At 68.5% G+C, this 20,253-nt stretch carries 17 protein-coding genes; 8 read left to right on the top strand and 9 right to left on the bottom strand.

The window, feature by feature from the left end; all coding sequences use genetic code 11:
• Positions 1 to 78: 78 nt before the first annotated feature.
• Together E0H73_RS24955 and E0H73_RS24950 are read right to left on the bottom strand one after the other, a co-directional pair.
• A complete protein-coding gene (locus E0H73_RS24955) occupies positions 79 to 708 on the bottom strand; it encodes a nucleotidyltransferase family protein (protein WP_165555810.1) in 630 nt (209 codons plus the stop codon).
• 57 nt (positions 709 to 765) lie between these two features.
• Positions 766 to 2,229 carry a restriction endonuclease gene (locus E0H73_RS24950; RefSeq protein WP_131360649.1) on the bottom strand — a complete coding sequence of 488 codons (1,464 nt, stop codon included), beginning with the start codon at positions 2,227 to 2,229 and terminating at the stop codon, positions 766 to 768.
• A gap of 153 nt (positions 2,230 to 2,382) precedes the next feature.
• Here E0H73_RS24950 and E0H73_RS24945 point away from each other — a divergent pair, with 153 nt between their 5' ends.
• Complete coding sequence (locus tag E0H73_RS24945; protein WP_272949150.1) at positions 2,383 to 4,005, top strand: AMP-binding protein; 1,623 nt, start codon at positions 2,383 to 2,385, stop codon at positions 4,003 to 4,005.
• A 58-nt stretch (positions 4,006 to 4,063) separates the two neighbouring features.
• Here E0H73_RS24945 and E0H73_RS24940 read toward each other — a convergent pair whose 3' ends face one another.
• Positions 4,064 to 4,945, bottom strand: coding sequence for a LysR family transcriptional regulator (locus E0H73_RS24940; RefSeq protein WP_131360646.1), 882 nt, complete (start codon positions 4,943 to 4,945; stop codon positions 4,064 to 4,066).
• An 89-nt stretch (positions 4,946 to 5,034) separates the two neighbouring features.
• On the opposite strand from E0H73_RS24940, the gene E0H73_RS24935 reads away from it, so the two are divergent.
• The gene (locus tag E0H73_RS24935) at positions 5,035 to 6,204 is read left to right on the top strand and encodes an MFS transporter (protein ID WP_131360645.1); all 1,170 of its coding nucleotides are present in this window, start codon (positions 5,035 to 5,037) and stop codon (positions 6,202 to 6,204) included.
• Here the strand turns inward: E0H73_RS24935 and E0H73_RS24930 are convergent.
• On the bottom strand, positions 6,178 to 7,128 hold the full coding sequence (locus E0H73_RS24930) for a R2-like ligand-binding oxidase (protein ID WP_131360644.1): 951 nt from the start codon (positions 7,126 to 7,128) through the stop codon (positions 6,178 to 6,180). The two genes, E0H73_RS24935 and E0H73_RS24930, sit on opposite strands and share 27 nt — an antisense overlap.
• Positions 7,125 to 7,715: a TetR/AcrR family transcriptional regulator gene (locus tag E0H73_RS24925; RefSeq protein ID WP_131360642.1), complete on the bottom strand. Its 591-nt coding sequence runs from the start codon at positions 7,713 to 7,715 to the stop codon at positions 7,125 to 7,127. The genes E0H73_RS24930 and E0H73_RS24925 overlap by 4 nt, the downstream gene beginning before the upstream one ends.
• A 121-nt stretch (positions 7,716 to 7,836) precedes the next feature.
• On the opposite strand from E0H73_RS24925, the gene larE reads away from it, so the two are divergent.
• Complete coding sequence (gene larE, locus E0H73_RS24920) at positions 7,837 to 9,306, top strand: ATP-dependent sacrificial sulfur transferase LarE (protein WP_131360640.1); 1,470 nt, start codon at positions 7,837 to 7,839, stop codon at positions 9,304 to 9,306.
• A gap of 142 nt (positions 9,307 to 9,448) precedes the next feature.
• Entirely contained in the window at positions 9,449 to 9,832 is a 384-nt protein-coding gene (locus E0H73_RS24915; protein WP_131360638.1) for a cold-shock protein, read from the top strand.
• A 2-nt stretch (positions 9,833 to 9,834) separates the two neighbouring features.
• Here the strand turns inward: E0H73_RS24915 and E0H73_RS24910 are convergent, their stop codons facing one another.
• On the bottom strand, positions 9,835 to 10,611 hold the full coding sequence (locus E0H73_RS24910) for a TetR/AcrR family transcriptional regulator (protein ID WP_165555808.1): 777 nt from the start codon (positions 10,609 to 10,611) through the stop codon (positions 9,835 to 9,837).
• Positions 10,612 to 10,728: 117 nt separating this feature from the next.
• Between E0H73_RS24910 and E0H73_RS24905 the strand changes: the two genes are divergently transcribed.
• Entirely contained in the window at positions 10,729 to 12,273 is a 1,545-nt protein-coding gene (locus E0H73_RS24905) for an MFS transporter (RefSeq protein WP_131360634.1), read from the top strand.
• Between the two features lie 55 nt (positions 12,274 to 12,328).
• On the opposite strand, the gene E0H73_RS24900 is transcribed toward E0H73_RS24905, so the two are convergent.
• A complete protein-coding gene (locus E0H73_RS24900; RefSeq protein WP_238164237.1) occupies positions 12,329 to 14,212 on the bottom strand; it encodes an MFS transporter in 1,884 nt (627 codons plus the stop codon).
• An 84-nt stretch (positions 14,213 to 14,296) separates the two neighbouring features.
• On the opposite strand from E0H73_RS24900, the gene E0H73_RS24895 reads away from it, so the two are divergent.
• Positions 14,297 to 15,124: a DUF3027 domain-containing protein gene (locus E0H73_RS24895; protein WP_131360632.1), complete on the top strand. Its 828-nt coding sequence runs from the start codon at positions 14,297 to 14,299 to the stop codon at positions 15,122 to 15,124.
• Positions 15,125 to 15,677: 553 nt separating this feature from the next.
• Here E0H73_RS24895 and E0H73_RS24890 read toward each other — a convergent pair.
• Entirely contained in the window at positions 15,678 to 15,989 is a 312-nt protein-coding gene (locus E0H73_RS24890) for a DUF2530 domain-containing protein (RefSeq protein ID WP_131360630.1), read from the bottom strand.
• A 96-nt stretch (positions 15,990 to 16,085) separates the two neighbouring features.
• Here E0H73_RS24890 and E0H73_RS24885 point away from each other — a divergent pair, with 96 nt between their 5' ends.
• The gene (locus E0H73_RS24885; protein ID WP_131360628.1) at positions 16,086 to 17,558 is read left to right on the top strand and encodes an NCS2 family permease; all 1,473 of its coding nucleotides are present in this window, start codon (positions 16,086 to 16,088) and stop codon (positions 17,556 to 17,558) included.
• Between the two features lie 221 nt (positions 17,559 to 17,779).
• Positions 17,780 to 19,699, top strand: coding sequence for a S9 family peptidase (locus E0H73_RS24880; RefSeq protein WP_238164236.1), 1,920 nt, complete (start codon positions 17,780 to 17,782; stop codon positions 19,697 to 19,699).
• Here E0H73_RS24880 and E0H73_RS24875 read toward each other — a convergent pair.
• Complete coding sequence (locus tag E0H73_RS24875; protein WP_131360624.1) at positions 19,696 to 20,238, bottom strand: GNAT family N-acetyltransferase; 543 nt, start codon at positions 20,236 to 20,238, stop codon at positions 19,696 to 19,698. The two genes, E0H73_RS24880 and E0H73_RS24875, sit on opposite strands and share 4 nt — an antisense overlap.
• Between the last annotated feature and the right edge of the window lie 15 nt (positions 20,239 to 20,253).

The following is a 20,253-nucleotide window of genomic DNA, read 5'->3' as shown; positions in this document are numbered from 1 at the left end:
GTCGTTGGTCAGTTCGGCGGCTTCGAGGAACTCGCGAGCCTTTGCCAGGTGCGCTCGGGCTTCATCGAGTGCAGACAATTAGCCGGCCTTTCGGGTGAGGGTTCGTTGGGGTGAGGTGCCGGCGATCGGGATGGCGTCGCGGCGGAGTTCGGTGACTAGGCGTTCGTCGCCGGCGATGAGCTCACGAACTTCCTGGGCGCTGTATTCGACGACCTCGCACGAGTTCCCGGACCACTGGCTTGCGTGTTCGGCCAGCGTTGCGAGCTGCTCGACCCAGAGGGGATCCGACTCGTCGACGTCATCCGGCCGAACGATCAGCAGGTCGAGGTCGCTGTCGGTGCCGCCTTGTCCGCGAGCAGTCGAGCCGAACAGCCAGACTGCCTTCGCGCGCAGCTGCCACGACTCTGCTTCTGCCTTGATGCGTTCGAGCAGAAGCTCCCGGAGTCGCGCGAGGTGATCGATCGCCTGGTATGCAACGTGATCCCGGTTCAGCGTGTACAGCCGAGCACGACCGGCCGGCTGTGCGGTCACGACACCGTTCCTGACCAGATCGTCGAGCACCTTCTGTACGCCGCTGGGGCTGCCGGGCGCTCGCAGGAGTCCGGCGACCGCGCGTCCGGTCAATGGCTGATCAGTCCGCGCGAGCACGCCGAGGACCCGGCCGTGTACGCCAGGAATCACGGTCGACACCGGCTCGGGAAATTGCACGCCGACCACCTCTGATTGCCCACTATATCAGCGACATGCCCACTTTTCAGAACATAGCTAACTCGCGCGGCGGATGATTCGGGCGGGGATTTTGTGGTGGTGGCAGAGGGAGAGGAGGGCGGTGCCGTCTATTAGTTGGAGGGGTTTGCCGGTGGCGAACTGGTAGCTGGTGGGGCCGAAGCCGCTGGTGGTGATGAGGATGCCTTTGGTGGCGCCGGCGTCGAGGACGGTGCCGAAGAGGTCGCGGACGGCCGACGGTGGGACGGTGCGGGTCCAGAGCTTGGCCTGGACGACGAACTTCCCGCCGGTGATCGGGCGGGGATCGTAGGCGACGCAGTCGATCCCGCCGTCGGTGCCGCGGCGGAACAGCCTGGTTTCCAGGCCCATCCGGGTGAGCAGGTTCTGCACCAGGTGCTCGAACGACTCCGGGCTCAGCTCCAGCAGGTTCGGCCGGCTGTCGATCTCGCTGATCACGTCGACCGCCTCGATCGTCCGCGGGTCCGCCAGGTCGAACTCCAGCACCGGCTCCACCGGCTGCAGTTCCTCCGGATGCCGCGACACCTCCGCCGAGAAGTAGTGCCGCACACACGCGACCGGATCCAACTGGTCCAGCACCAACGCCTTGAACTGCTCCCGCGTAGCCCGCAGCGTGATCAGGCAAGGCCGCACCGTCTGCCCGGTCGGCAGGTCCACGGACTCGACCATCCCGTTGAACACCACCGTGTCCACCACGCCGTACCGGTCACTGCCGAAGATCAGGTGCAACGCCCGCAACGCAATCTGTGCAACGAGTTGCTGGTACAGCAGCCGCAGTTCCTTCTCCGGCCGCGGCACCGCCAGCACCGCGTCGAGCGAACGGTCATACCGGTACGACGCCTCAGCCGGTACGACGCTCACGTCCGGCAGATCCCACTCGACTGCGAGCAACGTCGACTCCGGCACGTACCCGACCCGTCGCCGGCGCGGAAAGTCCAGCGGCTCCGCCACCCGTTCCAGCGCCTTCTGGAAGTACCGGCTGACCGCCGTCCGATCCCGGTTCTCCACCGCCCGCTGGTACGCGTCGATCCGCGCATGCTGTTCCGCGGTCGCCTCGTCGAGCCGGCGCTGCTGCTCGAGTTGGTCCCGCAGGGCGCGAGCCACCCGCTCCCGGCGGCTCTCCTCGGACGCCCAGTGCCGTTCGATCGCCTCGGCGAAGCGATCCTCGGCGCACGCCAGCCGACGGTTGTAGCGGCGTTCGGCCCCCCACCAACGGAAACGGCCCGGCGGGTGCGGTACGAACGCCTCCCAGACCGGCCCGGGATGGGGCTGCAGATCGCTCGGCGACGTGGTCGGTGGTGCCCGCCGGGGTGCCCGCTTCAGGGTCTGCAGGTCGGTGCCGTGGACATCGATCGCGAGGGCGTCGGACAGGATCTCGCCGAGCTTCCGGACGCGTTCCTCCACCGCAGCGGTACGTTGAGCCGCCTCGGCGGTACGCCCAGGTGGCCGGTCGCTGCGGGCGTGACCTTCAACGGTTCGGCCCATCGCCTCACACCTCTCAGCACCAATGTAACCGGCCAACCACGCTGTGCGACCGGGGTGACGGAGAGTTGGTAAGGACATTGCTTGCCGTCCACCCCCTGTTTCCTGCCGCACGTGCAGTTGCAGGGGCATCCGACTAGGGCGACGATGACAGTCATGAGCCTGCCGTCGTACGCATCCGGAGTGTCCGAGGTTCCCTTGCTGGGCGAGACGATCGGGGCCAACCTGAGACGCACGGTCCGCGAGTACGGCGATCGCGACGCACTGGTGGAGGTCCAGACCGGACGCCGCTGGACGTACGCCGAATTCGGCGCTGAGGTCGACGTGGTCGCGCGGGGCCTGCTCGGCCGTGGCATCGCGAAGGGTGACCGGGTCGGCATCTGGGCCCCGAACTGCGCGGAGTGGACGATCACGCAGTACGCGACCGCGATGATCGGCGCGATCCTGGTGAACATCAACCCGGCGTACCGGACGCACGAGCTGTCCTACGCGCTGAACCAGTCCGGCGTACGGCTGCTGATCTCGGCGACCGAGTTCAAGACCAGCGACTACCGCGCGATGGTCGACCAGGTGCGGCCGGACTGCAAGTCGCTCGAGGAGACCATCTACATCGGCACCGGCGACTGGGACGAACTCCGCGACGCCGCCGGCCGCGTCACCGAGGACGAACTGCACGAACGCGAAGCGGAGTTGGCGTTCGACGACCCGATCAACATCCAGTACACCAGCGGCACCACGGGTTTCCCGAAGGGCGCGACCCTCAGCCACCACAACATCCTGAACAACGGCTTCTTCGTCACCGAGACGATCGCGTTCACCGCCGAGGACCGGCTCTGCATCCCGGTGCCCTTCTACCACTGCTTCGGCATGGTGATGGGGAACCTCGGCTGCACCACACACGGCGCGTGCATGGTGATCCCCGGCCCGGCCTTCGACCCGGCCGCGACGCTGAAGGCGGTGCAGGACGAGCGGTGTACCGCGCTGTACGGCGTACCGACGATGTTCATCGCCGAGCTCGGGCTGCCGGACTTCGCCGACTACGACCTGACCAGCCTGCGGACCGGCGTGATGGCGGGATCGCCGTGCCCGATCGAGGTGATGAAGCGCTGTGTCGCCGACATGCACATGGCCGAGGTCGCGATCTGCTACGGCATGACCGAGACGTCGCCGGTGTCGACGCAGACCCGTCGCGACGACGACCTGGACCGGCGTACGTCGACCGTCGGCCGGGTGATGCCGCACGTCGAGGTGAAACTCGTCGACCCCGCCACCGGTCTGGTCGTCGGCCGAGGTGAGCCAGGTGAGCTGTGCACCCGCGGGTACTCCGTGATGCTCGGCTACTGGGACGAGCCGGAGAAGACCGCGGAGGCGATCGACCAGGCCCGCTGGATGCACACCGGCGACCTGGCGACGATGCGCGAGGACGGGTACGTGAACATCGTCGGCCGGATCAAGGACATGGTGATCCGCGGCGGCGAGAACGTGTACCCGCGGGAGATCGAGGAGTTCCTCTACACCCATCCCGACATCGCCGACGTGCAGGTGATCGGCGTACCGGACGAGAAGTACGGCGAGGAACTGTGCGCCTGGATCAAGCTCAAGGCCGGCGCCGACCCGCTCGACGCGGCCGCGGTCCGCGCGTTCGCCACCGGCAAACTCGCCCACTTCAAGATCCCGCGCTACGTCCTGCTCGTCGACGACTTCCCCATGACCGTCACCGGGAAGGTCCGCAAGGTCGAAATGCGCGAGAAGTCCGTGGAAATGCTAGGCCTCAGCTGACCCGGAGTGCGCCTTCACCGGCCGTTTGGGCGCGCCGAGATCCTCCCAGGTGGACATCTCAAGCTCCCTTCAGGTGTACAGCGAACGCTTGGAGGGCTGGGGTGTCTTCGCCGCGGCGCCAGACCAGGCCGAGGGCTGAGTCGGGGACGCCGGTGAGCGGAATGTTCACGATGTCGGCGCGGCGGTTGTTCTCGGCGGTGGGGCGGCAGAGCAGCATGCCACCGCGATCAGCTGCGATCAGGGACAGGCCTTCCTGCAGGGTCGCGACCTCGGGACCGCGGTGGATCAGCGCACCGCTCGGAGTCTGCGTCGGCGCCTGGGCCTGCCGCCAGTAGCCGGGCGCAGGCTCCGAGACAGCGATCAGTACGGCGTCTGCCAGATCCTCGATGTCGAGGGATTCGCGACCGGCCAGGGGATGCCGCGTCGACACCGTCAGCGTCTGCGGCTGCCGGGAGAACACCGGCCCGAGGACCAGATCGTCCTCGGCGACGGGCAGCAGTACGACCGCGGCGTCGACGGCACCACGCCGCAGCCCGCCGAACGGATCGTTCAGCGGTAGCTCGCAGGTTCCGATCAAGCAGTTCGGATTCTGCGACTGGAACACCGAGACCGCGGCCAGGATCTCGTCGGTCGCTGTGCCCTGGAACCCGATCTGGAGCCTGCCCTTCACCTGCGTCGCGAACTCACGCGCGTTCGTCACCACGCGTTCCAGCGCGGCGTACGCCGGTCGCAGTGAGGTGAGGAAGTTCTGGCCGAGCGGGGTCAGCGCGACCCGGCGGCTGGTCCGCTCGAACAGCGGCCCACCGATCCGGCGTTCCAGCGACTGCAGCAACTGACTGACCCGGCTCTGCGACAGGTACAGGCGTTCCGCCGTACGTCCGAAGTGGAGCTCCTCGGCCAGCACCAGGAAGCACTCCAGTTCGCGGATCTCGACGGCCACGGCGCCTCCTCCGATCGATGAGCTCAGCTAATACAAGCATGATCACATCGCCGTTGTTCCGCACCGGTGCGCGGCCGTTCAGTGGATGTATGACGACAATCTGCGCCGACCAGGTCGCACCGGCCACCCGCGGCTGGGCGCCCCCGGTGGTGATGGCGGCGACTGTGTTCACCGTGGTCACCGCCGAGATGCTGCCGGTCGGCCTGCTCACCCCGATTGGTTCGAGCCTCCAGGTCAGCGAGGGTACGGCGGGCCTCAGCCTGACCGTCACCGGTGTGGTGTCCGCGCTGGCCTCGCCGATCCTCCCGCTGGTGCTGGGCAAACTCGACCGCCGCATCGTGATGGTCGGGCTGATGGCGCTCCTCGCTGCCGCGAGCCTTCTCGCGGCAGCCGCCCCGACCTTCGGCGTATTGATGATCGCCCGCGTCCTCTTCGGCATCTCGCTCGGCGGTGTCTGGCTGTTCACGATCGGCCTCGCACGCCGCGTCGTACCTCCGCACGCGGCCGGTCCCGCGACCTCATTGATCTTCAGCGGCATCGGAATCGCTTCTGTACTCGGCATCCCGGCCGGTGCGTACGTCGGTGAACTGGTCGGCTGGCGCTGGGCCTTCGCCGCCGTCGGCGTGCTGTCCGCCACGCTCGCCGCGGCCCTCGCGCTCTTCCTGCCCCCGCTGTCCGCCGAGAAGGCAGTCCGGCTGAGCGACGTCGCGGAAGTCCTCAAGATCAAGCAACTCCGAGTCGGCCTGGCGCTGGTCGCACTCCTCGTCACCGGCCACTTCGCCGCGTACACGTACGTGCGTCCCCTCCTGGAGAAGCAGGCCGGCATCACCCCCGCCCTGATCGGAACCCTGCTCCTCGCGTACGGCGTCGCCGGCGTCATCGGCAACTTCGTCGCGGGCTCGCTCCGCCCCGCCCGTGCCCTCGGAATGATTGCCCTCGGCATCGCAACAGTCGCCGTACTCATGCCGCTCGTCGGCACTGGATTGGTCGGAGCCCTTGTTTTGTTGGTGATCTGGGGCTTCTCGCACGGCGGCACCAGCGTGAGCACCCAGGCGTGGGGCCACGCCGCCGCACCCAGCGCTCCCGAAGCGTCGTCCGCCGTACTGGTCGGCGTCTACAACGGCGCAATCGCACTGGGTGCCTTCGCCGGCGGCCAGGCAGCCGACCACCTCGGTACGACGACCGTCACCTGGCTGCCGGCAGTCCTCGGCACGGCGGCACTGATCGTGGTCCTAGCGAACCGCCGCCAGCGCGGCTGAGTCCTCCTCGCCAAAGGTGTCCTCGAGTTTCTCGGGGGAGTAGTCGAGGTCGATCCCGGCCACGTCCACCCCGACCGCTGACTCGATCGCGCCGAGGCGGCGGGTCGCACGGTCGCCGGCGTACGTCATCAAAGCGGTCGGGTTGATCTCCGGCGGGAGCGCGGGGGAGTTGTCCATCGCCCACTGGATCTGGGTGAGCGCGTGCGGGAGCAACTCCTCCATCGTGTCGGTGACGACCTTCCAGTTGGACTCGTCCGCGGCGACGTGGCGCCGGCAGGTGAACGTGCCCCAGGCCATGTGGCGCCGTTCGTCGTCACCGATACGGCGGATCAGTTCCTGCATGCCGGGCAGGACGCCACGGGACGTGCAGAGCAGGTTCCACGCGTGGTAGCCGGTCAGGGCCAGAGTCCCTTCCACCACGTGGTTGTAGGTGACGGAGGCCCGGACCTGGTTGGCCGGCGAGGGGTCGTCGGCCAAGGACTTCAGCGCGACCGGCAGAGCCTCGTAGAAGATCGCGCGGTAGCCCGGGTTGTTCTCGATGAAGTGGTGCAGGTCCTCGGTCACGCCGACCGCGTCCAGCCAGAGCCGGAAGACCGCGGTGTGCTTGGCCTCCTCGAAGCAGAACTGCGTCAGGTACATCTCGTCGCCGAAGCGTCCCTCCGCCGCCATCGCCTGCAGGAACGGCTGCAGGTCCTCGGTCACCGCCTCCTCACCGGCGATGAACTGCGAGCACAGCATCAACGCGTTGTGCTTGTCGTTGTCGCTGAGTTCCTGCCAGTCCTTCGCGTCCTGGCTGAAGTCGATGTCCCGCGGGTTCCAGAACTTGCGATTGCCCTTGTCGAACAACCGCAGCGGCAGCGCCTCCCAGCTGAGACCGCCGGACCGCAGCGAATTGAAACCCTGCCGGTGCAACGGATTCGTCATGCGCGACCTCCTGTTGTGCTGAGGAACGGACCGAGGACTCTCGCCAGTTGGTCGGCGACCATGACCGGCGCGGGACCGGGACTGACGATGTGACTGATGACGAGACGCAGTGCGACGTCGACACACGCGGTCGCGTCGTCGGCAGGGATCTGCGGCCAATGGGTACGTACGTGTACGTCGAGCCGCTGATGACACAGCTCCAGCACCTGCTGCCCCCGTGTGGTCAGCAGTTGACTGGCCTGGTCGGATCCCGGCTGTCCAAGCGCGGCCTTCAGCAGCGGGTTGTCCGCGGCCTGCCGTAGCGCGCCCTCGACCGCGGCCCGCAGGCCGTCGATCGGGTCGGACTGCTCGGCGAGCGCCGCGTTCACCTCGACCAGGAACCGTTCGGTCTCCCGCGCCACGACCGCCTGCAGCACGCCCCACTTGTCGCCGAACTCGTTGTAGACGGTCTGGCGGGAGACACCAGTACGCCGGGCCACGTCGGCCATCCGGAGTCCGTCGTACCCGCCGGCCACGATCGCGTCGTACGCCGCGTCGAGCAGTTCCTCACGCAGTCGGCGCTTGGTCCGGTCGGTGAACGAGTCCATGAGGTCGATGGTTTACATATCTCCCTCAGATGTCAAGTAGCCGGACAAAATGCGTCTGGTTGTCAAATGCGGGCCGGAATCCGCGCGCGGCACCGTCGCCGGAACACGTAGGGTTGGGGACGTGTCAACCGCCGAGATCCAGCCCGCGCCCGCCACCGCCGATGTGCCGGAACTGGTGGTCGGCTTCGACCTGGACATGACGCTGATCGACTCGCGGCCGGGGATCCAGGCCGTCTGGGACCTGCTCGCCGCGGAGACCGGCGTACCGATCGACTCCGACCTGGTCGTCAGCCGGCTCGGGCCGCCGCTGACCTGGGAGATGGCGAACTGGTTCCCGCCGGAGCAGGTCGATGCGATGGTCACGCGGTACCGCGAGCACTACCCGTCGCACGCGATCACCGGGAGCCTGCCGCTGGCGGGTGTAGCGGAGTCCCTGGCCGCCATCCGGGCTCTGCGGGGCCGGACGATGGTGGTGTCGGCGAAGTACACGCCGTCGGTGAAGCTGCACCTGCAGCACCTCGGGCTGGACGTCGACGAGCCGGTCGGGGATCTGCACGGCGCCCAGAAGGGTACGGCGCTGCGCGAGCACAAGGCGACGATCTACGTGGGTGACCACACCGCCGACATCGACGGAGCGCATGCCGCCGGAGCGGTCGCGGTGGCGGTGGCGACCGGGCCGTTCACCGCCGACGAGTTGCGTGCGTACGGCGCGGACGTCGTACTGAATGATCTGACCGAGTTCCCGGCGTGGCTGGATGCGTACGTGCTCGAGCAGCGGCTGGAAGCGTTGATGAAGCGGCTGTCCGGCTACGACAAGATGGTCGTCGCGTTCAGCGGTGGCGCCGACTCGGCGTTCCTGCTGGCCGCCGCGGCGCGGGCGATCGGCCCGGCCAACGTGGTCGCCGCGACTGCGATCTCGCCTTCGTTGCCGGCAGCGGAGCTCGAGCCGGCCGCGCGATTCGCCGACAGCCTGGGCGTTCGGCACCTGACGCCGCACACGCACGAGATGGACCGCGAGGGCTACCAGGCCAACGCGGGCGACCGGTGCTACTTCTGCAAGGCCGAGCTGGTCGAGACGCTGCAGCCGATCGCGGACGAGTTCGGCATCACCGCAATCGCGACCGGGACGAACGCCGACGACGCGATCGCCGGCTTCCGGCCGGGCATCCGTGCCGCTTTCGAGCGGGGTGCGCTCACGCCGCTGAAGGACGCGCGGCTGACCAAGGCGCAGATCCGCGAGGCCTCCCGCAGTTGGGGTCTGGAGACCTCCGACAAGCCGGCCGCGGCCTGTCTGTCCAGCCGGATCGCGTACGGCATCCGCATCACGCCGAACCTGCTGGCCCGGGTCGACCGCGCCGAACAGACGGTCCGCTCCCTGCTCACGCCGTACGGCGTCCAGAACGTCCGGGTCCGGGATCTGGGCGACGCCGCGAGCATCGAGATCGACGGCCAACTGCTGGACCGGGTGGACCACGAGCCACTCATCGCGGCCGTCGTCGCCGAGGGCTTCCCGGCCGCCCGGCTCGACCCGCGCGGCTTCCGATCGGGCTCGATGAACGAGCGGCTGAAGGATCCGGAGAAGTACCGATGAGGTGTGGGTCTCGGTATCTGTGGGAAGCCTGCCGGATCAGATAGTTTCCCGGAGGCGCCGCGGCGCCGGTTCACGTACGCTGGTTTCCCGATCAGGCCGCCCGCCCGGTCGGTTCCCACGATTGACGACTGAAGAGGTTCCCGTGCCCGTTGGCAAGGTCAAGTGGTATGACTCCGAGAAGGGGTTCGGCTTCCTCAGCAAGGAAGAGGGCGGTGACGTCTATGTCCGGGCCGAGGCCCTGCCCGCCGGAGTGACCAACCTCAAGCCGGGGCAGAAGGTCGAGTTCGGTGTCGTCGAGGGCCGCAAGGGTGAGCAGGCTCTGCAGGTCCGGCTGATCGACCCGCCGCCGTCGGTGGCGAAGGCGATGCGGCCGAAGCCCGAGGAGATGCAGCTCGTCATCGAGGACCTGATCAAGCTGCTGGACAACCTCGGCGAGGGCTACCGCCGCGGCCGCCACCCCGACAACAAGGCCGCCCGCCAGGTCGCGACCGTACTGCGCGGCGTCGCCGACAAGCTGGACATCTGAGCTCAGCCCTCGCGATCGGTCGAGGCCTTCGCCTCGATGCGGGACTGCCGGTCGATCCGGGCCTGGATGCCGTCGAGCACGGTGTCCAGGCCGTCCCGGAATCCGTCGTCCTCGAAGTCCACTTCGAGGTCTTCCACCGAGTTCGGCTGGTGTACGCCGGCCGCGATCGCCGGGAACCGATCCTCGGTCGCCAGCAGGCGCAGTCGCTGGTTGTAGAGCCGGCCCGCGGTCGCGGCCTCCTCGGGGGTCAGCGTCAGCATGCTCAAGGTCAGCTGCATGGTCCCGCGGACGTAGATGTTCACCAGCAGCATCGACGACAGCCGCTCGTTCGCCGTCAACGGCGTACCGTCGAACGCCTGCAACGCCGACTCCATCCAGCCCAGCTGGTTGGGTGACAGCGGCGGCTCCGACACCGGGACCTGCAGGATCCACGGGTGTTGCCGCAGGCTGTCGCGGAACGCCTCGGCCCACTCGGTGATGCGGCCGCGCCAGTCCTGGCCGGCCACCGGTTCGGGTGCCTCGCCGAACACTTCTTCGAGCATCACGGCGTACAGGTCGTCCTTGGAATCGACGTACCGGTAGAGCGACATCGTGGTGAAGCCGAGCTCGGCCGCCACCTTGCTCATCGAGACCGCGGCCAGGCCGCCCGTGTCGGCCAGCCGGATCGCCGCCTGGCCGATGTCGCTCAGGTGGAACGCCGGCTTCGGCCCGGGCCGGGCCGGGCCCTCGATCCCCCACAGTTGCTGCAGCACTCGCGGCAGCTCGATCTGCTCGTCCACGTGGCCCCTCCTCGGCGTTCTTCCGGATTGACTGTTTACATCATAGACAGATGTCGCTATGGTCTGTGTATGGCGCACACAGTGTGCGGCGCAGACAGATAAATCCGGAGGGGCATCATGGGCTCGACTGAACGAGCGGGACGCAAGGAGTGGATCGCGCTCGGCGTGCTCGCGCTGCCGCTGTTGCTGGTGTCTATGGACGTCTCGGTGCTGTACTTCGCGGTCCCGTACATCAGCGCGGACCTGGGAGTCTCGGCGACCGAGCAGCTGTGGATCTTCGACATCTACGGATTCGTGCTGGCCGGCCTGCTGATCACCATGGGTTCTCTCGGTGACCGGATCGGCCGCCGCCGGCTGCTGATCTTCGGTGCCGTCGCGTTCGGTCTGGCGTCGGTAGCCGCGGCGTACGCGCAGAGCCCGGAGCAGCTGATCGCGGCTCGGGCGGTGCTCGGAATCGGTGGCGCGACCCTGATGCCGTCGACCCTGGCGCTGATCCGGAACATGTTCCACGACGCGGAGCAGCGGGCGAAGGCGATCGCGTTCTGGAGCGCGGTGATGATGGGCGGGATCTCGCTCGGCCCGGTGCTCGGAGGTTTCCTGCTGGAGCACTTCTGGTGGGGTTCGGTGTTCCTGATCAACACCCCGGCGATGCTCCTGCTGCTGGTGCTCGCGCCGATGCTGCTGCCGGAGTTCAAGGCGCCGACCGGGGGCCGGTTCGACCTGATCGGGTCGGTGTTGTCGCTGGCCGCCGTACTGCCGGTGATCTGGGGGATCAAGGAGCTGGCGGCGAACGGGGCGTCCGCGCTTCCGGTGGTTGCGATCGTGGCCGGTCTGATGTTCGGAGTGATGTTCGTGCAGCGTCAGCGGACCGCGGCGTACCCGATGATCGAGCTGGGGATGTTCCGCAACCTGGCGTTCAGCGGTTCGCTGGTGGCCAACACTGTCGGGACTCTGGCGCTGGTGGGCAACGCGGTCTTCATGACCCAGTACTTGCAGCTGGTGCACGGTCTGAGCCCGTTCAAGGCGGCGCTGTGGTCACTGGCTCCGTCGGTCGTGGTTGGCGGTGCGGCACCTTTGGCGGCCTCGCTGGCTCGGCGGATCGACCGGGCGTACGTGATCGGCGGCGCCCTCGTCCTGGCTGCTTCCGGGTTCGGTGTCCTGACCCAGGTGCGGGTGGACTCGTCGCTGGCGGTCGTTCTGACTGGAGCCGCGTTGCTGGCTGCCGGTCTGGTGATGGTGATGTCGCTGGTGACCGAGGCCATCGTCGGATCGGTCGCTCCGGAGCGGGCCGGCTCGGCCTCCGCGGTGATGGAGACCTGCAGCGAGTTCGGCGGCGCGCTGGGCATCGCGGTCCTCGGCTCGATCGGTACTGCGGCCTACCGCTCGGACCTGCCGTCGGCCGTCGCGGCTCCGGTCCGCGAGGGTCTGCCGGCCGCGACCGCAGCAGCGACCCACCTGCCGGCTCAGGTTGCCGAAACCGTTCTGGCCACCGCGCGGCACGCCTTCACCCACAGCATGAACGCGGTCGCGGTCGTCGGTTGCGTACTCCTCCTGGTCACCGCGGTCGTCGCCACCACCACCCTGCGCGGCACCGCTGCCTCGCCGGAGCCCGTCCCCGTCTCCGAAGAGGAGGACGACCCCGCCCTCCACCCCGTTGCCTGACCACTCCACCAAAACACTCGGCCTCCCGAACGGGGGGGCCGAGTGTTTGTTTGGCTCAGCGTGGTGGTCGGCGTGGGGTGTCGCCGCCCGGCCGCCGTTTGAACAGGCCGCGCTCGCGTTGTGGCTCCCGCTCCTCGGTCGGCTCCTCGGCCCAGCGCGCCTGGTCCTCGAGCGTGTCCTCGTCCTCGTCGTCCTGCTGGCCGCTCCACCACCGTCCGACCGGCTGCTCGCCGCCTTGACCACCAGGTGGCTTCTGGTCCTCGATCCTGAGCTCCACCGTCGGTTCGTCGTACCGGCCGGACCGCTGGGCCCGGTTCGCACGCTGCTCCGCGACGCTGGTGGTCAGGATCGTGCGACTCGTGCTGGTCGGATGCTCGGACTCCGCGTCGCTCGTCCGGTGCGGCGCATCGCCGGACCGCCGGTGCGGCTCGCTGCCGCCGGGCCTGTGACCAGGCCCGCCCTCGGCGCGCAGACCGGTGGACAGTGGCTTCGACGGCTTCATCCGGATGACCAGGAAGACCACGGCGAGCAGGACGACCGCCAGGAAGCCGAAGCCGAGCCGCGGGATCAGCGGCAGCACGATGCCGCAGCCGCCACCGATCACCCAGGCCAGCTGCAGCACCGTCTCCGAGCGCGCGAAGACCGACGTACGCACGGATTCCGCGACGTCACGCTGGATCATCGCGTCCAGCGACAGCTTGCCGAGCGAACTGCACAGCCCCGCGATCAGACCGAGTGCGATCAGGCTCGGGAACCCGTACAGCACCGCCACCGTGACCGCGAGAGTCGCATCCACGATCAGCACCACCAGCACGACCACCTCGGGTTTTCGTGCCTTGAGCAACGACCCGGTCAGGGTGCCGAGGCTGTTGCCGATCCCGGCCGCGGCGATCACCGCGGCGACCGCGATCGCGCCGTCGACCCCACTGATCGGTTTGTCCCGGAGCAGGAAGGCCAGATACATGGTGAGGAAGCCGGACACGAACCGGAGTCCGAGGTTGCACCGGATGCCGCGCGCCACCGCCGCGGTGATCGCCCTGCGCCGCGCATCGCGCCCGGCCGTACCGGTGATCTCCTCGTCCGCGGGGGAGTCGACCGCGCTGGGCAGCCGGATCGCGAGGATCAGGCCGACCGTGTACATGACCGCGGCCCAGCGCAGCGACCACTGCGGCCCGATCGCGGCGAACGCTGCCGCGATGCCCGCGCCGACAGTCGCACCTACGACGCCGGCCAGCGAGATCCGGGAGTTGGCCGTGACGAGCGTGATCTCCTTCGGCAGCAGCCGCGGTACGGCGGACGCCCGGGTCACGCCGTACGCCTTGGACGCGACCAGGCAGCCGAGGGCGGCCGGGTAGAGCCAGGCCGAACTCGAGCCGGTCATCGACGCGGCGAGGCTCCAGACCAGAAAGCCGCGCAGACCGAGCGTCGCTCCGATCGCCCAGCGGCGGCCGTGGCGGAACCGGTCCAGGATCGGCCCGATCAGCGGCGCCATCAGGGCGAAGGGCGCCATCGTCAGCAAGAGGAACAGTGCGACGCGGTCACGAGCCTGGTCGCTCGGCACGGTGAAGAAAACGGTCCCGGCCAGTGAGACCGCGAACGCTGTGTCACCGGCGGCGTTGACCGCGCCCAGCTCGATCAGCCGGGACAAACCCGATTCGCGGGCGCCCTGAGCGCCCGTCAGTCCGCGGATCCGGCGGCCGGTGGCCCGGCCGACCTTCCCACCCACGACGGCGGTCTTCTTCGACGCGGTGGCGAACCCGGTCGCGCCGACCTTCGAGGCGTGGCCGACCTTCTTGCTCGCGGTGCCCAGCTTGTCCCGCGCGTCGCTGAACCGATCACCGGGCGTCTTCCCCGCCGCTGACTGCCCACCGACCGGTCGCTCGCCGGCGGGCTTTCCGCCGGGCGTCGACTTCGGGTCGGCGGGGTCTGGGCTGTGCATGGAACCATCCTGCCTCCTGCAGGGGACAGACCGTAGTCACGGCGCGTTCGGAACACCGCCGCGGCCGTGCGAGAATGGGCGATTGTGACTCCCGTCAGAACTCCGGAACCGGTGCGTGCCAAGGCCGACGCGGTCAGTGTCGCGGCGGTCGACCCTGCCCGTGAGGCAGCGATCGACGAGGCCGGTACTGCGCAGGTCGGGGAGTACCTCGGTCATTCGGTCGAGGGTGAGCGCCTCGTCACCCACTACTTCGCCTCCACCCACCCGGGCTACCGGGGCTGGCGGTGGGCGGTCACGGTGACCCGTGCCTCCCGGGCGAAGACGGTCACGGTCAACGAGGTCGTCATGCTCCCCGGCGAGGCGGCAGTGGTCGCGCCGGAGTGGGTCCCGTGGTCCGAGCGCGTCCAGCCGGGCGACCTCCGCCCCGGCGACCTGTTCCCGACCCACGCCGACGACCCGCGCCTCGAGGCCGGCTTCACCGAGGTTGGCGCCCCGGACGACGTACGCGCAGTAGTCGACGAACTCGGCCTTGGCCGGGAGCGCGTGCTCTCGCCGTTCGGCCGTGAAGAGGCAGCCGAGCGCTGGTACGCCGGTGACTTCGGCCCGAGCGCTCCGATCGCGCAGGCCGTCCCGTACAACTGCCACTCGTGCGGCTACTGGATCCGCCTGGCCGACAGCCTCGGCCAAGCCTTCGGCATCTGCGCGAACGAGATGGCCCCGGGCGAAGGCCGAGTAGTCGCGTACGACTACGGCTGCGGCGCCCACTCCGACGCCGTCATCGACCTCCCGGACCAACCGGCCGCCGAACACGCCTTCGACACCACCGGCTACGACACCCTCGAACTAGCCGACGCAGTCCAATCCGAGGTCGAAGCCTCCGCCGAGCCCGAATCAGACGACGAACTCAAGTAAGCCCACCGCCGAAAGGACACCGCCTTCGGCGGCGACTGTCCTTTGCGCCTCCGGCGGTAGTCGACCCCACGCGCCCGCTACGCGCGCTCCTCCGTCACGTGCTCGCGGCCACTCCCACCCACCCAGCCTTGGTCTGCGGGCTTACCGCCCGACTTCCTGCGGGCTGCCCGCCCGCGGGTGTCCGAGGCACGTGAGTGGTTGGGATCGGCGTTGTCCGGAGCAGGTGTCATCAGTCCAGACATCACGGGTGCGACTTCCGTCGACCTACTGTGATCGTCTCGGCAGCCGTAGCAGATCGAAGTAGCTCGTTCAGGAGCCAATCACCGGTGGCGCGGGCGGGGGCCTCGCAGGATTGTGGTGGGCGGGTCAGCGCTCACGCCGGGGGACAGGTGTCAGGGAGTGTGGGTAGCCGCGCGGTGCGGGCGGCAGCACGCAGAAGGTGGGCGATAAGCCCAACAACCCACGGCCGGGTGGGCGGGAGCGGTCGCGAGCACGCGACGGAGGAGCGCGCGTAGCGGGCGCGTGGGATCAACCCACTCGCCGAAGGCGGGCGTCAGTCTTCTTGTTCGCTGCGGTGGCCTGCTTGGATGGCGGCCCAGCGGCGGCGGCAGTACCAGAGGCCGATGAGGCCTAGGCCGAAGCCGGCGACGGTGACCCAGAGCCACCATTCGAGGCCGTCTTCTTTGAGCTCGTCGCGGAAGATCAGGACGACGACGAACGCGACCGCCCAGGCGATGATCCCGACGATGACGCTGGGGATGCCGGACAGGTCGAGCGGCTTCACCTCGGCATGGACCAGTTCGCCGCGGGCGAGCTGGCTCGTGGGGTCGTTCCGCTTCTTCGACGCCTCCCGTTCGTCTGCCACGGCACCACCTTAGTACCCACCGCCCACGTCCTCCGCAGCGGAACGGTTTTGCATCAGTGCTCGCAACCGGTGGGCAGGAACTGGCACGATGCGGGCATGAGCTCGCCCCAGGCCGCGACGGCCCGCTCCGGATCGAATGTCGTCGACTCGTACTTCAAGATCAGCCAACGTGGGTCCACCCTCAGCCGGGAGATCCGTGGCGGGCTGGTCACGTTCTTCACGATGGCCTACATCGTGGTGCTGAACCCGCTGATCATCGGCACCGTGCCGGACGGCGACGGCCAGCTCGTCGGTGGTGGCACCAGTACGGCGGCCTCGATCGCGAAGATCGCGGTCGCCACCGCACTGGTCGCCGGCGTGGTCACGATCCTGATGGGCCTCGTGGCGAACTTCCCGCTGGCGCTGGCCACCGGCCTCGGTCTGAACGCGTTCATCGCGTTCTCCGTCGCGACCAAGATGACCTGGGCCGATGCGATGGGCCTGGTGGTGCTGGAGGGCCTGATCATCCTGGTCCTGGTGCTGACCGGGTTCCGAAAAGCCGTGTTCGAGGCGGTGCCACTGCAGTTGAAAGTCGCGATCAGCGTAGGCATCGGCCTGTTCATCGCGTTCATCGGCTTCGTCGACGCGGGCTTCGTCCGTCGCCCGGCGGCACTGACCGGGCCGCCGGTCGAGCTCGGTGTCGCCGGCAACCTTCGCGGCTGGCCGGTGCTGGTGTTCGTGGTCGGCCTGATCCTGATCGTGACGCTGTACGCGCGGAAGGTGAAGGGCGCCATCCTGATCGGCATCCTGGGCGCGACCGTCCTGTCGATCATCATCGAGGCGATCGCCGGGATCGGTGCCCGCAGCGACAAGAACCCGGGCGGCTGGGGCCTGAGCGTGCCGAAGCTGCCGGACGACTGGTTCACCAAGCCGAACCTGGACACGATCGGCGAGTTCAGCCTGTTCGGGTCGTTCGAGCGGGTCGGCGTGATCTCCGCGCTGCTGCTGATCTTCACGCTGATGCTGGCCGACTTCTTCGACACGATGGGCACGATGACCGCGATCGGCGCCGAGGCCGGGCTGCTCGACAAGGAGGGCAACCCGCCGAACGCGCAGCGCATCCTGATCGTCGACAGCGTCGCGGCCGCGGCCGGTGGTGCCGCTTCGGTGTCGAGCAACACGTCATACATCGAGTCCGCGTCCGGTGTCGGTGAAGGAGCCCGGACCGGGCTGGCCAGCGTGGTGACCGGGATCTGTTTCCTGATCTCGATGGTGGTCGCGCCGCTGGTCACGCTGGTGCCGTACGAAGCGGCGACGCCGGCGTTGATCCTGGTCGGGTTCCTGATGATGACCCAGGTGAAGGGCATCAACTTCGACGACTTCGACATCGCGTTCCCGGCGTTCCTGACGATCATCCTGATGCCGTTCACGTACTCGATCACGGCCGGCATCGGCGCGGGCTTCGTGATGTACGTCATCCTGAAGCTCGTCCGGGGCCGGGCACACCAGATTCACCCCCTGATGTGGATCGTGTCGGCGCTCTTCGTGGTGTACTTCGCGATCGGCCCCCTCACCGACTGGCTCACCTAGCCCAGGTCTCGCCTCAGGAGGTGCGCGCTGACGGCGTGAGGCGATCGGCGTACTGTCTCGGGGTGGATTCTGTTGAGGCGTTTCCTGGGCTGTCTGCTCGTACTGGTCGGTTCACGCTTGGTTTGCCTCGGGCGTTCACGCTGTCTCCGGACGGGGAGCGTGTGCTCTTTCTGCGGACGCGTGGGGCGGAGGATCGGACCGGCTGTCTCTGGTTGCTTGATGTGAGTGACGGGCAGGAGATTCTCTTGGTTGCGCCGGAGAACCTCGGGGATGACGGGCCGGTGCCTGAGGCCGAGCTGGTCCGGCGGGAGCGGAGTCGGGAGCGTACGGCGGGTGTTGTCGCGTACTCGACCGACCGTGCGGTGCGGCACGTTGTCTTCGCGGTGAAGGGCGATTTGTACCAGCTCGACCTCGACAGCCCGGACCGGCGGCCGGAACTCGTGCCGACTGCGGGACCGGTTGTCGATCCGCGGATTGACCCGAGCGGGCGTCGGGTCGCGTACGTGACCGGCCGTGCGCTGCATGTGGTGGAGCTTGCTGATGGCAACGATCGGCGGCTGGCCGCGGATCCGGATCCCGAGGTCGCCTGGGGGCTGCCTGAGCACGTCGCTGCGGAGTCGATGCAGAGGAACCGCGGCCACTGGTGGTCTCCCGACGGCACCCGGTTGCTGGCGGCGAGGGTCGACCAGACCCCGGTCCAGCGGTGGTGGATCGCGGACCCGGCGAACCCAGGCCGGAAGCCCCGCGAGATCGCCTACCCCGCCGCAGGTACGCCGAACGCCATCGTCACCTTGCACGCCTTCGACCTGTCAGGGGGATCGGTTGAGGTGCGGTGGGATCGGGTGGGGTATGAGTATTTGACTTCGGTGGGTTGGGACTCGCGGGGGCCGTTGATTGGGGTGCAGGCTCGGGATCAGCGGACGCTGCAGGTGCTGGCGGCTGATCCGGAGAGCGGTGAGACGAGGCTCGTGCATGAGCAGAGTGATCCTGCTTGGGTCGAGCTCATCGCTGGGACTCCGGCACGCACCGAATCGGGCCGACTCGTTCACACCGAGGACGCGGGGGAGACCCGGCGGCTGACTGTCGGTGGAGAAGCGGTCACACCCGACGGCCTGCAGGTCCGGGCCGTGCTGGACGTCTCAGGCGAGGCGGTCCTGTTCGAGGCGAACGACGAGCCGACCGAGCGTCATCTCTGGCTGTACGACGAGACCGGGCTGCGGAAGCTGAGCGAAGGCGCCGGCATTCACACCAGAAGCCGCGTACCAGGCGCGCTCCTGATGGTCTCCAACACCGAGTCCGGCCGATGGTTCGTCGTACAGAGGGACGGCCGACCGGACCAGACGATCACGGCACTCAACGCCAAACCAGGGCTCACGCCGCGGATCACCTGGCTGCGCGCCGGCGAGCTGCAGATGAGGACCGCTCTCCTGCTGCCGTCCTGGTATCAGCCTGGCGACGCGCCGCTGCCGGTTCTGATGTCGCCGTACGGCGGTTCCGCCAGCCAGCTCGCGGTCCGGGTCACCGGTGCGTGGTTCGCCACCGCACAGTGGTACGCCGAAGCCGGGTTCGCCGTGATCATCGCCGACGGCCGGGGTACGCCGGGACGCGGTCCGGTGTGGGAGAAGGCGGTCCATCTCGACACCATGACGGCTCCGCTCGAGGATCAGGTGACGGCGTTGCACTCGGTCGCGGAGCAGACCGGCGCCCTCGATCTGACCAAGGTCGCCATGCGGGGCTGGAGCTACGGCGGCCTGCTCTCGGCGGCAGCGGTCCTTCGCCGGCCGGATGTGTTCCATGCGGCGATCGCCGGCGCTGCGCCGAGTGACTCGCGGATGTACGACACGCATTGGCGGGAGCGGTTCCTGGGGCATCCCGGTGAGAACCCCGAGGTCTACGACCGCTCGTCACTGCTCACCTACGCGGCTGGTCTCGATCGCCCTCTACTGCTCGTACACGGCCTGGCCGACGACAACGTGGTTGCCGCCCACACCCTGAGGTTGTCGGCCGCACTGCTCGCAGCCGGCCGTCAGCATCAGGTGTTGCCGCTGTCCGGGGCCACCCACATGCCCACCGACGCGGCGACCGTCGAGGGCCTGATGCTCCACGAACTGCGCTTCCTGAACGAGGCCCTCGGACTCTAGACCGAAGGATCCGGCTTCCAGTCCTTGACGAGAAGCCCGAGCAGCACCTCGTCCAGGAACTCGCCCATCACCCAGGCCGAGGAGCGCAGGACGCCCTCGCGGACGAAGCCGTTCCGCTCGGCCGCGCGCAGCATCGCGGCGTTGTCCGACAGCGTCTCGATCTGCAGCCGCTGCAGGCTGCGTACGACGAAACCGTAGTGGCACAGCACCGCGACCACGTCCGTGCCGTAGCCCTTGCCGCGACAGGACGGCAGCAGCCCCAACCCGATGTGCGCGGACCGGTTGTGGCTGTCGATCTTCCACAACGTCGCGGTGCCGGCCAAGGCGCCGCCGTCCAGCTCGACCACGGAGAACGGGACGCGCGCCTGTTCGTCGTCGTCCACGACCAGCCGCGAGTCCTTCGCACCGGGCGTGATCGGCCGCCACGGCCGGCCTTCGGACCGCGCGGCGTTGACCACGTCGTCGTACAGCTCGGTGCGCAGGATCGGGATGTCTTCCTCGTGCCGGGCCCTGAGCGCGATCTTGCTGCCTGTCAGCATGCAAGCTTCCTATCC

Source organism: Kribbella pittospori (genome assembly GCF_004331465.1).
Taxonomy (GTDB): Bacteria; Actinomycetota; Actinomycetes; order Propionibacteriales; family Kribbellaceae; genus Kribbella; species Kribbella pittospori.
This window is presented reverse-complemented; position numbering and strand designations above follow the sequence as displayed.

Excerpts from the sequence above, each read along its gene's own strand:
- E0H73_RS24950 (WP_131360649.1), bottom strand. The coding sequence starts at position 2,229 with ATGGGCCGAACCGTTGAAGGTCACGCCCGCAGCGACCGGCCACCTGGG.
- E0H73_RS24945 (WP_272949150.1), top strand. The coding sequence starts at position 2,383 with ATGAGCCTGCCGTCGTACGCATCCGGAGTGTCCGAGGTTCCCTTGCTG.
- E0H73_RS24935 (WP_131360645.1), top strand. The coding sequence starts at position 5,035 with ATGACGACAATCTGCGCCGACCAGGTCGCACCGGCCACCCGCGGCTGG.
- E0H73_RS24930 (WP_131360644.1), bottom strand. The coding sequence starts at position 7,128 with ATGACGAATCCGTTGCACCGGCAGGGTTTCAATTCGCTGCGGTCCGGC.
- E0H73_RS24925 (WP_131360642.1), bottom strand. The coding sequence starts at position 7,715 with ATGGACTCGTTCACCGACCGGACCAAGCGCCGACTGCGTGAGGAACTG.
- E0H73_RS24905 (WP_131360634.1), top strand. The coding sequence starts at position 10,729 with ATGGGCTCGACTGAACGAGCGGGACGCAAGGAGTGGATCGCGCTCGGC.
- E0H73_RS24900 (WP_238164237.1), bottom strand. The coding sequence starts at position 14,212 with ATGCACAGCCCAGACCCCGCCGACCCGAAGTCGACGCCCGGCGGAAAG.
- E0H73_RS24885 (WP_131360628.1), top strand. The coding sequence starts at position 16,086 with ATGAGCTCGCCCCAGGCCGCGACGGCCCGCTCCGGATCGAATGTCGTC.
- E0H73_RS24875 (WP_131360624.1), bottom strand. The coding sequence starts at position 20,238 with ATGCTGACAGGCAGCAAGATCGCGCTCAGGGCCCGGCACGAGGAAGAC.